The sequence below is a fragment of the Finegoldia sp. P2-F-LR genome, assembly GCF_052932265.1.
Genome location: NZ_JBRFJF010000014.1, coordinates 11,927 through 22,572, shown reverse-complemented (window position 1 = coordinate 22,572; position 10,646 = coordinate 11,927). Strand labels below are relative to the sequence as shown.

General features: G+C 32.7%; 12 protein-coding genes and 1 other annotated feature. All 12 genes read right to left on the bottom strand.

What is annotated here, in order from left to right:
- Positions 1 to 8 precede the first annotated feature (8 nt).
- Positions 9 to 470, bottom strand: a complete 462-nt coding sequence (locus ACU68W_RS08665) for a CtsR family transcriptional regulator (protein ID WP_002835572.1) — start codon at positions 468 to 470, stop codon at positions 9 to 11.
- 192 nt (positions 471 to 662) lie between these two features.
- Complete coding sequence (locus tag ACU68W_RS08660; protein ID WP_446756394.1) at positions 663 to 1,031, bottom strand: type I restriction endonuclease subunit R, EcoR124 family; 369 nt, start codon at positions 1,029 to 1,031, stop codon at positions 663 to 665.
- A 104-nt stretch (positions 1,032 to 1,135) separates the two neighbouring features.
- The gene (locus ACU68W_RS08655; RefSeq protein ID WP_158521300.1) at positions 1,136 to 1,618 is read right to left on the bottom strand and encodes a Csac_0668 family 2Fe-2S cluster-binding (seleno)protein; all 483 of its coding nucleotides are present in this window, start codon (positions 1,616 to 1,618) and stop codon (positions 1,136 to 1,138) included.
- Between the two features lie 19 nt (positions 1,619 to 1,637).
- Entirely contained in the window at positions 1,638 to 2,165 is a 528-nt protein-coding gene (locus ACU68W_RS08650) for a thioredoxin family protein (protein ID WP_094223197.1), read from the bottom strand.
- Between the two features lie 227 nt (positions 2,166 to 2,392).
- Entirely contained in the window at positions 2,393 to 2,857 is a 465-nt protein-coding gene (locus ACU68W_RS08645) for an N-6 DNA methylase (protein WP_094223196.1), read from the bottom strand.
- A gap of 267 nt (positions 2,858 to 3,124) precedes the next feature.
- Positions 3,125 to 4,066, bottom strand: coding sequence for a 2-keto-3-deoxygluconate permease (locus ACU68W_RS08640; protein WP_094223194.1), 942 nt, complete (start codon positions 4,064 to 4,066; stop codon positions 3,125 to 3,127).
- 15 nt (positions 4,067 to 4,081) lie between these two features.
- Complete coding sequence (locus ACU68W_RS08635) at positions 4,082 to 5,266, bottom strand: amidohydrolase (protein ID WP_094223193.1); 1,185 nt, start codon at positions 5,264 to 5,266, stop codon at positions 4,082 to 4,084.
- A gap of 253 nt (positions 5,267 to 5,519) precedes the next feature.
- Entirely contained in the window at positions 5,520 to 6,635 is a 1,116-nt protein-coding gene (locus tag ACU68W_RS08630; RefSeq protein WP_094223192.1) for a 5-methyltetrahydropteroyltriglutamate--homocysteine S-methyltransferase, read from the bottom strand.
- A gap of 23 nt (positions 6,636 to 6,658) precedes the next feature.
- Positions 6,659 to 7,501 carry a MetQ/NlpA family ABC transporter substrate-binding protein gene (locus tag ACU68W_RS08625; protein WP_094223191.1) on the bottom strand — a complete coding sequence of 281 codons (843 nt, stop codon included), beginning with the start codon at positions 7,499 to 7,501 and terminating at the stop codon, positions 6,659 to 6,661.
- An 11-nt stretch (positions 7,502 to 7,512) separates the two neighbouring features.
- A complete protein-coding gene (locus ACU68W_RS08620; RefSeq protein ID WP_094223190.1) occupies positions 7,513 to 8,169 on the bottom strand; it encodes a methionine ABC transporter permease in 657 nt (218 codons plus the stop codon).
- Positions 8,169 to 9,173 (bottom strand): methionine ABC transporter ATP-binding protein, encoded by a 1,005-nt coding sequence (locus ACU68W_RS08615; RefSeq protein ID WP_094205285.1) that lies wholly within the window; start codon positions 9,171 to 9,173, stop codon positions 8,169 to 8,171. The genes ACU68W_RS08620 and ACU68W_RS08615 overlap by 1 nt, the downstream gene beginning before the upstream one ends.
- A 50-nt stretch (positions 9,174 to 9,223) precedes the next feature.
- Positions 9,224 to 9,474, bottom strand: a binding site (T-box leader).
- A gap of 100 nt (positions 9,475 to 9,574) precedes the next feature.
- Positions 9,575 to 10,642 (bottom strand): hypothetical protein, encoded by a 1,068-nt coding sequence (locus ACU68W_RS08610; RefSeq protein WP_094223189.1) that lies wholly within the window; start codon positions 10,640 to 10,642, stop codon positions 9,575 to 9,577.
- Between the last annotated feature and the right edge of the window lie 4 nt (positions 10,643 to 10,646).

Here is a 10,646-nt window from a genome sequence, read left to right as displayed (position 1 = left end):
AATCACCTCTATCTCATAAAAGCCAATAACATATTCTTCAATAAATCAGCCCTCAGAATATTCCTGTCATTAAAATCCACCTTCGACAAAGTATTATCCTCTAAAGCGTGAACCATAACCAAAGCTTCCCTTTCAGTTATCAATTCCTCATCCAAAAGCATATTAATAATATTATTCGACTTATCCTTTGTAATTCTATCCCCAATAACATTTTCGACAATCTCCTTAATCGGATTACTGTCTTCAATTGTTAATTTTATTATTTTAACATATCCACTTCCACCGCGTCTACTTTCAATATAATAACCCTTGTACGGAGTAAATCTAGTAGTCAGAACGTAATTAATTTGCGATGGAGCACAATTAAACTGATTGGCAAGATCATTTCTTCCGATTTCGATGAAATCATCGTCAGTATTACTCAACAACTGCTTCAAAAAAGCTTCAATGCTGTTACTAAGCCCTGCCATACTATCACCTCTTTTGACTTTCTCTGACTAATTGCATAAAAAAAATTTATCTTTCTTAAATTATACCATCTTTGACCTTTCATATCAACAACAAAATCCTACAACGTTTCTAATATTTTCAAAATAAAAAGGAAAGCTATTAAAGCTTCCCCAATAAATTTGAAATCATAATTTTACTTTTCCATAAAATTCTCAAATATCCAACTTAGATATTTCTATAATAAATTTATCCTTTAGCTTGAAGTAAAATTCTTCTGCTACTTCTTCGTATAATTCTTTAATTCTATTAACCTCATCGAAGTTTTTCAGAATATTTTCAGACTTCAATAACTCTCCAAAAAGTTGTACAAATTCCTTCTTGTCAGCCTCCAAGAAAATCTCAGTTGGATCCGGGAATTTTGCAACAATTTCATTGCAAATATCCTTGTAACCTCTGGTAACTTTTCCAGTCTCTTCGTCTGTAAAACCTTCCATGTATTCTTCGTAGCTTTTTTCAAGAATAATATTTACACTGTTTTCATCGCCAAAAGTTTTTTTAGCATCTTCAGTAGCCTTTTCCAAATCTCTGAAACACACAATATTTTCAAAAGTTTTAATTCTATAGTTTTTTATTATTTTTAATTTTATTACTATTGTGACGTACTTTATAAATTATTTGTCGCAAACTATTTTTTGCTATTTAATGCTTTATTGATGGTTTCTTGAATAAAAGGACTACAGCATTTACCCAAAGGATTATTAATTTCGCACTTTCCATTTTTCATTGCCCCTGTAAGTCTAATAATATCTTTAATATTCTTTGCACCATCATATAAAACAGCGTTTATAATTTGTTGCTCTGTAACTTGGTTGCAATAGCATATATATTTGGGATTTGCATCCTTTTTAAACCATATAGGAACTTTTACATCTTCCTTATAAAAAACTCTTTCATTGTTTATGTTATAATACACGACATCACAATCTTCATTCATACATAAATAGTAAGTTTCTTCATGTACAACCTTTCCCATAAGGTTTTCTGATACCATATGCTTTACAGTTATATTCTTAACCTTTTCTCCTATTTTGTGACATTTGGGGCAATTTGCTTTTTCTTCCACTGTACCAGTGGTTTTTTGTATTGAACCTCAGCAAGATTGCTTTATCTTATTTTCTTGACTCACTTTATTTCCTCCTGTCTGAATAAATATTATTACTATAGTTAATCAGGATATCTAATACCTCTTCCAATGTATCTACAATATATTCTCCCTGTCGGTATCTCCTTTTCTCTACTATAATTCGAACTTGGTCCTTAGATTCAACCACATCTATTATTCTTTTAGGATATTGAACCCATTTCCCTATCTCCTGATATTCTTGATTCATAATAATAAATGTTGGTGTAATAACTTTTTCATTAGGCATAAACTTACTGTAACTATCTGTATCTATTACTTTAAGTTTTATATTTTCATTATTTTTTTCTAACCAATGAACTACAGGAATATTAATTATAGAATCAATACACCAGTTTTCTCCAATCGCAAGTATATTAAATTTGCTTGTTATACTACTAACCTTTTCTAAATATCTCTCTAAATTTAAATAATTTCTTATCGCATTATTAGCATAATTCTTATATCTATCCTGAGCAGTATCGTAAAATTGTTGAAAAGTAACTCCAGAGTTAAATATTTGCTTGTATTTCAAATTGTCACTTCCTTCTAAAAAAGTAAGTTACTCCATATAATTTACTTACTATTTATCTAATTAAATTTTACCCTTTGCTCTACTAAGATATTCAACTTGAACATAATTATACTGATGCGTAACTAACTATCACCTTAAATATGATTGTATTAGATAATTATCAACTATTCAATAGATAATGTCCTTACCTCTCATGCACTGCTCACAGCAATTAGACCCTAATTACTCTAAGCAATGCGCGAAATATATTTAGTTAAAGTTCCTGAAACCGTTGATTTATTAGCACAAACTGCACCCATCACTATTATGACACGTTCCCCACATGTCGGATCGTACACTTTGTTAATGCTTGTTTTGCCGTCCATTACAAGCTTTGCCAAAAACTTTGACACTGTTTGGGGAGTGAAGAATTCTCCACCAGATTTTCCTGCATTACTTGCATAGTTGGATATCAAATATTCGTATGCATCTCCGAATGCGTCGATGTCGTTGTTTTCAAATTTGCCTAAATTAATTTTGTCAATTCCAGTTAGTATGTCACATAATCTTTTGTTCTTCTCAGCTACTGTTGCTCCTAGTTTGTTGCTTGTGGTGTCAACATCTTCGAATAATCCTTTGATGTCATCTTCTGAAGGATATCCTATTGCGCTTTTTTCGATTGATTTGAATATATTTGCCAAATCTGTGTTCAAATTTTCATTGGTGCGTGCAGTTTTTACGACATTTTGAAATAATTGGCTTGGTAGTATGAAAAACCCTGTTTCTTCTACTGTATCTAGTCTGAAATCTGTTTCTGCTTCTTCATCTGTGATTTATGTTAATTTTTCATTATGTTTTTTTTAATTTTATGTAATATTTCATTTTAATTATATCATATAATTAATTGACTATATTGTGTTTTATCTTTATTTTCTTGCAATAAAAACCAACACATTTTTAAAAATGCGTTGGCTTTTGTTTTATTTATTCTCTTCTTTTTGTTTTTCTCCAGTGTATAGTTTATTGCACAAGAATGGTGAAACAAACGATGAAATTATTACGCCGAATGTTACTATGGCTGCTGCTCTTGGTGCATAAACTGTTAATGAAGGATCATTTGCTGCCATTATCATTGGAATACTTGCGGACAATCCTGCAATTGTGGACAATCCACCCGCGGATACTCCATCTCTTTTCAAAACTTTTCTTTCGACAAATAGCATTGGCAAGAATATCAAAATATAATAAACTACTGCCATTATTACGCCTGAAAATCCTGCTTTGACTGCTTCAAATAAATCGATGCTATTACCAACAGACCAACCTAGAGCAAAAATCATGAATGGCATTCCTGTTGAGATAAATTTTCCCAAATCTTTGTCTATATTTCCTATTGCCACTCCTAAAACCAATGGAATTACCAATGAAACTATTGACATGTAATCCACACTTGTCGGTTGAGAAAGTCCGAAAATAAGCATTGCTATGGCTGGAGTTGCAAAAAGCGATATGAATCCGAACGCTGACATGTCAACTTCGTCTCCACAGTCTTCCATTATTGCCAAGAACAACGAAGGATTTAGTGATGTTAATGTACAAATAAATCCTATTAAACTAATTCCTAAAACTCCTTGCATACCAAAAAATTTGAAAAACAAAATTGCAAATAAAGCTGTAACTGCTGTTCTTACTAAAATTAATAGTCCGTAGATTTTAACCACGCTTTTGATACTACTCAATTTGACTGTACAGCCAGATATAAATATTGTAGCTCCTAAAATGAATCCCAAACTCGATGGGCCAAAGAACGATTCAGTTACTCCACCGATTTTGAATAGATTCGGGAAAAATGTATTGATTAATGCCGATATCATCATCGGCACTAATAACGTTCCTCCAGGAATTTTTTTCATTAATTTCATAATAAAATCCCCCGTTTATTTTTCGTTCAAATACTTCAAAGCCACAGCTCCCATTGCCTTTGCTGCGATAATCATAGAATCTTCGTTGATTGTGAATTTTGGATGGTGATGTGGGTATGCTTTGCCATCTGGTTTTGCACCAATATAGAAGAAACTTGCTGGAATTTTTTGTGAATAATATGAAAAGTCTTCTGATTGTGCCTGTGGACCGCAATCTTCAACGCCATCAACTTCAGGAATATTCGCTTCTTCTACAGCATCAACTACAAGTTGTGTCATTTCATCGTCATTCATCAAAACAGGATAATCATTTTTGTAATCCAATTCGATTTCACAACTATACGCCTTTGCCAATCCTTCACAAATATTTCTAACTTCTTTTTCAATAAGACTTCTTGCATCATCAGACATGCATCTAACGTCTCCTTCAAGAGTTACTGAGTCTTTAATTATATTAAATTGACCTTTACCATCAAATGAACCAATAGTTACAACGCCTGGAGTCATTGGGTTTAATCTTCTTGAAACAATAGTTTGCAAACTCATAACCAAATTACTAGCAATAACAATAGCATCATTCGCTTCGTGAGGTGCAGCGCCGTGACCGCCGGTTCCTTTTACTGTCGCAACGAATTTCGCACGAGCTTGTTGTGTAGGACCCTTGTGGTAATAAACTTTCCCAAAATCCAATTGACTCATGACATGACATCCAAATATATTATCAACGCCATCCAAAACGCCATCTTTAATCATAAAACTTGATCCTCCTGGTGGCATTTCTTCTGCTGGTTGGTGAATGATTACAATTTTACCAGAAAAATCATCCTTCATTTCTACTAAACAATCTGCCAAAGTCATCATATATGCAGTGTGTGCATCGTGACCACAAGCATGCATTACGCCCTTGTTTTTAGAAGCATAGTCAAGTCCAGTATCTTCTGTAATTGGAAGTGCATCAAAATCTGCCCTCAATGCTACAGTCTTTCCTGGCTTACCAGAGTCAATCGTAACCTTTATTCCATATCCTCCAACATTTTTTTCTACCGTTACATCCTTGTTATTTTCATAGTGCTTATAGATATACTCACTAGTTTCCTTTTCTTCATAAGAAAGTTCAGGATGTTCGTGAAGCCATCTTCTGTCATTAAACATATCATCTTTCTTTGAATCTATCAAAGAAAATAATTTATCATAATTCATATAAAATTCCCCTTTCTTACTTCTATATATACCCCATTTTTGATAAAAATTATCCATTGGAAATATCTAAGTTTAATTGTCGACTGATTTGAAATCAAAAATAAAGTCCTAAATTATTGGTCAGTCTGTCCAAATTATATCCTCAATTTGTTTTAACCTATAAACACGTTGATATATTAACAGTATAATAGCACAAAAATTACAGGCAATTTTCATTGCCTGCAATTTATAAAAATGAGATAGATATGATTGCTTATTTTCCCCAAACTTTTTCAGCTATTTTTTTGATTAATTTTAGCTTTTCCCATTGTTGCTCAATCGTTAATATGTTTCCATTTTCGTTAGATGAAAATCCACATTGTGGACTTAGACACAATCTATCAAGAGATATGAATTCAGATGCTTTGTTAATCCTAGCAATTACTTCATCTTCGTCTTCGAGTTCTCCTCTTTTTGAAGTGATAAGTCCGAGAACAACTTTTTTATCTCCAGAAACGTATTTTAAAGGTTCAAATCCGCCGGATCTTTCGTCATCGTATTCAAGATAGAATGCATCTACGTTTTCTTGTGCAAATAATATTTGTGCGATTTTATCGTAGGCACCACTTGCTGCATATGTTGATTCGTAATTTCCTCTGCAAACGTGCGTTGTTATTGTCAAATCTTCTGGTCTGTCTTCAAGTGCTAAGTTATTAATTCTCAAATATTTGTTAGCTTCATCATCCAATGAAACTGATTCGCCGTATTTTCTGTTGATATAATCAGAATCTACTAACATTCCCCATGTGCAATCGTCAAATTGTATGTTTCGGCATCCTGCTTCATACAAATCCTTGATAACTTGTTTGTAAGCCCTCGCGATATCTTGTTCCAACTTTTCGTAATCTGGATAGATTTGTTTCGTAATTTCTGCATTATCTTCTCTGAATAATTCTACAAGTAATTGCGCTGGAGCAGGTATTGTTTGCTTTGCAATTGTATTTTCATCTTCAAATTGTTTTACGAATTTAAAATGTTCTACGAATGGATGATTTTCTCCTGTGATTTTTCCTTCAACTTGTACTGATGTATGGTAAGTTTCCTTGCCATGGAAATAATATCCATGGTCAAGTTCAACTCTTTTAATTCCATTTAGTCCCCAGAAGAAATCCAAATGCCAGCTTTTTCTTCTGAATTCTCCATCAGTTATTACGTGATAGCCTAATTCCTTTTGTTTATCAATTAATTTTTTGATACATTCATCTTCTATTTCTTTTAGTTCTTTTTTTGTTATTATTTCTTTTTCGAAGTCCGATCTTGCCTTTAGTAATTTTTCATCTCTCAAGAAACTTCCTACATAATCATATCTAAATGGTACGTGTAAACTCATTTTCAATCTCCCCCTAATTATTTCTATTTTGCTGGAATTATTTCTCCATCAAATTTTTCTTCAATATATTTTCTAACTTCGTCTGATTGGAAAGCTTGTAATACTTTCTTGTAAGTTTCGTTGTCTTTGTCTTCTTCTCTTGCAGCTATGATGTTTGCAAATGGGTTTCCTTCTGATTTTTCGATTGCAATAGCATCTTTCTTTGGTGATAATTTTGCTTCTAATGCAAAGTTTGAATTGATTACAGCAATTGCAGCGTCTTCGTATGCTCTTGGAATAGTTGCTGCTTCTACAGCTGTGAATTTTAAGTTTTTAGGATTTTCCGCAATATCTTTTTCAGTAGCTTCTAATCCTGCATTTTCTTTTAATTTGATTACTTTGTTATCTTCTAATATTTTTAATGCTCTTGCTCCATTTGTAGCATCGTTAGGAATTATAACTTCGTCACCGTCTTTTAATTCATCTAAAGATTTGTATTTTTTAGAATATATTCCCATTGGTTCCAAGTGAACTGCTCCCAATGATACTAATTTTGTTCCTCTTTCCTTGTTGAAGTTATCCAAGTAAGGAATGTGTTGGTAGAAGTTCAAGTCAATATCTTTTTCTTGAAGTGATGTGTTTGGTGTTACATAATCATCAAATTCTTTGATTTCTAGTTCAATTCCTTCTTTTGCTAAGATTTCTTTTGCTTTTTCTGCTATTTCTTTGTGAGGTGCTGGAGATACTCCAATCACAACCTTCTTGTTTTCTGTAGTTTGTGATTCTTGTTTTGTGCTTTGTCCGTCTTCTTTTTTGCTTTCTTTTTTAGCACATGATGTTAATACCAATGCTAATGCCAATACTACTAATAAAATTTTCTTTTTCATTTTTACCACTCCTAAATATTTTTTTTGTTTAATTTATTTGAAATTTTTGTACCTGATATTTGTACAATTTCAACCAAGATTATAATTACAACTACTGCCCACAATAATACTTCTGTGTTAAATCTGTCGTAGCCGTATCTTTTTGCCAAGGCTCCCAAGCCTCCTCCACCGATTGTTCCTGCCATTGCAGAATATCCAATCAATGTGATCATTAAGTTTGTTATTGCCAACACTAATTGTGGCAATGATTCTGGAATCAACACTCTTGTCAATATGTTAAAATTACTTGCTCCCATTGATTTGGACGCTTCGATGATTCCTCTATCCACATTCAAGAATTCTTGTTCGAATAATCTAGCTAAAAATGGAATTGCACCGACTGTCAATGGAACTATGGATGCTGATGTTCCTATTTTTGTTCCTACGATCAACTTCGAAAGTGGAAGTAATACAATCATCAATATAATGAATGGAAATGATCTTGTAATATTAACTATTACATCCAACACCGCATATAGTTTTGGTTTTGGATTAAGTCCAGATTTTCCAGTTGTATATAAAATAAGTGCCAATGGAAGGCCAAATAAAATTGTGAAGAATGTACTTACTAAAATCATGTACAATGTTTCGCCTGTGGCTTCTAATACCAAATGTAATAAATCATCCATTATTTAACCTCCTCTACTCTAATATCATTTTCTGTCAAAAAGTCTTTTGCTTTTTGTATATTTTCTTTGTCACCGATAAGTTCAACCACTGTGTATCCAACTCCTGTGGATTGAAGTTTGTTGATATTTCCAGATATAATACTAAAATCTATTCCGGAAATTCTCGCTGCTTGTGATAATAATGGTTTGTTGTAGGATTTCTTGGAATAAGTTAATCTAACGACATCTCCCTTAAAATCGTCAGTTATTATCTCTTCTTCATCCTCTTCTACAAGCTTTCTGATGAAGTTTCTAGTGACATCTGTTTTTGGATTTTTGAATAATTCTTCTACAGAATTTTCTTCGATGATTTTTCCATTTTCCATCACTGCAATCCTGTCACAAACATCTTTTGCAACTTCCATTTGATGGGTTATCATTATTATCGTCGTTTTGTATTTGTCTACTGATTTTCTCAATATCTCCAAAACTTGTTGCGTGTTTTGTGGATCAAGTGCGCTTGTAGATTCATCTGACAAAATCACCTTAGGATTTGTGGATAAAGCTCTTGCAATTGCAACTCTTTGTTTTTGTCCACCTGATAATTGGCTAGGATAACTTTTTGCTCTATCTCTTAGTCCAATGAAATCCAATAATTCGTTAACTCTTTTTTCTATTTCATTTTTTGGAATGTTTTGAAGCTTCAATGGATAAGCAATGTTTTCGTAGACATTTTTTTGATTAAATAGATTAAAATGTTGGAAAATCATGCTGATTTCTTTTCTCGCTTCCAATAATTCCTTTTGCTTCAACGATGTTATGTCAACATCATCTATTATTACCTTTCCACTTGTCGGTTCTTCCAATCTATTTAGAAGTCTTACAAGTGTCGATTTGCCAGCTCCTGACAAACCAATTATTCCGTAAATTTCACCCTTATTTACCTTGAAACTTACATCATCAACTGCATTAAATTCTTTCTCACTTGTATTAAAAGTTTTCTTCAAATTTAATACTTCAATCATACTCTCACCTCATTTTTATAATAAAAAAAGCCCTTATGTGACATTCATCACATAAGGGCGAATATATCCGCGTTACCACCTTATTTTTAAATACATATATACATATGCATTTTCTCATTGTTCAGTACGTATTCATACCTAGCACAAGATATCGGATGCAACCGGAAAAGTTTAAAAGCAAATGCTGTTCGACTTTTCTAACTCCAAGACCATTTTCAACAACTATTCTTTATCTCATTTCACCAAACTGAGACTCTCTGAAAAAGCATTCATTGTTTACTCTTCTTATCAACGTTAATGTTTATTCATTTAGCTTATGGATATATAATACACGCTCCAAAAATATTTGTCAAGCTTTTTTTCAAAAAACTTTTAAAAACTTTTTTATCATTTAATTATAACTACTTAAAGTACGGATTTTTACGCAAGTTATCCAGTAATTGCCCGTATGTTGTCCATCCCAATTCTAGGTCAGAATACTTTGCGTAAGGGTTATCTATACTGTAGTGTCCATCACAGAATCCTTTGTTAACCAAAATAGGTTCACGAACTTTTGAATATCCAGTGTATAGTTGGTTTTTGCCGCGTTCTACTTCTGGTAATTTCTCCATAATCAGCTTCGGTCTATTTTCAAATCCGTAGTCTTTTGCGTTCTTGTGAGAAATCGTAGAATGAGTAAAATCCAAGAAATACATCTTGCCATTTAATTTTGCTCTGTCAATCGAATGGTTACGATATGGATTGGAATTTTTGTCCAATTCATCGTCAGGCATTGAATCCACCCACCAAATTTCAGAATAAATTCCGCAATTATTTAGCACATCATTGGCAAGTTCACTAAACGAATTACAAGTTCCTTCTTTGTTCAACAACAAATCACAACCAAATGTCGATGAAAGTTGTGGATCGTATCTGTAATCGTCAATCAAAACTTTCGCCAAATTTTTCACCGTTTCAAAATCATCCTTGCCTTTTACTTTTTCTGACAATTCGTTTAGCTTATCGATGTATTTGTAAGTGAATTCCAAGCTATAAGGATTATCTCTGAAATCTTCGTTTAAAACCGATTTTAATTTCATGGAGAAGATTGGTTTACCGATTGAAGAATCTTTTACGAATTTCATATCGCCAACCACCAAATTCTCTTCGGCAGTTTTCTTATCGTTTTTGTCGTATTCATTCATGAAATTTTCGACTTGTGATTTGTCATTGCCCAAGAATACTACCTCTTCTTTGCCACGTGTTTCGTGCAATTTTTTGATGACTTTGATTAATTTGCCCTTCGTATCCACGTATTCATCGTAATTTATAGACGAATCAATTTCGCTTGGCTTTTTGCCATTTAAATCGTCTTTTGGTTGAACTTTTTCTACTGGAGCTTTAGGTTCAACTTTTTCTTGTTCTTTGTTACAACCTGTAACTCCAAGTACAAGCGCCAAGCTCAACATTACTGATAATAATTTTTTCATAAAA

Excerpts from the sequence above, each read along its gene's own strand:
- ACU68W_RS08635 (WP_094223193.1), bottom strand. The coding sequence starts at position 5,266 with ATGAATTATGATAAATTATTTTCTTTGATAGATTCAAAGAAAGATGAT.
- ACU68W_RS08620 (WP_094223190.1), bottom strand. The coding sequence starts at position 8,169 with ATGGATGATTTATTACATTTGGTATTAGAAGCCACAGGCGAAACATTG.
- ACU68W_RS08615 (WP_094205285.1), bottom strand. The coding sequence starts at position 9,173 with ATGATTGAAGTATTAAATTTGAAGAAAACTTTTAATACAAGTGAGAAA.
- ACU68W_RS08640 (WP_094223194.1), bottom strand. The coding sequence starts at position 4,066 with ATGAAATTAATGAAAAAAATTCCTGGAGGAACGTTATTAGTGCCGATG.
- ACU68W_RS08630 (WP_094223192.1), bottom strand. The coding sequence starts at position 6,635 with ATGAGTTTACACGTACCATTTAGATATGATTATGTAGGAAGTTTCTTG.
- ACU68W_RS08610 (WP_094223189.1), bottom strand. The coding sequence starts at position 10,642 with ATGAAAAAATTATTATCAGTAATGTTGAGCTTGGCGCTTGTACTTGGA.
- ACU68W_RS08625 (WP_094223191.1), bottom strand. The coding sequence starts at position 7,501 with ATGAAAAAGAAAATTTTATTAGTAGTATTGGCATTAGCATTGGTATTA.
- ACU68W_RS08665 (WP_002835572.1), bottom strand. The coding sequence starts at position 470 with ATGGCAGGGCTTAGTAACAGCATTGAAGCTTTTTTGAAGCAGTTGTTG.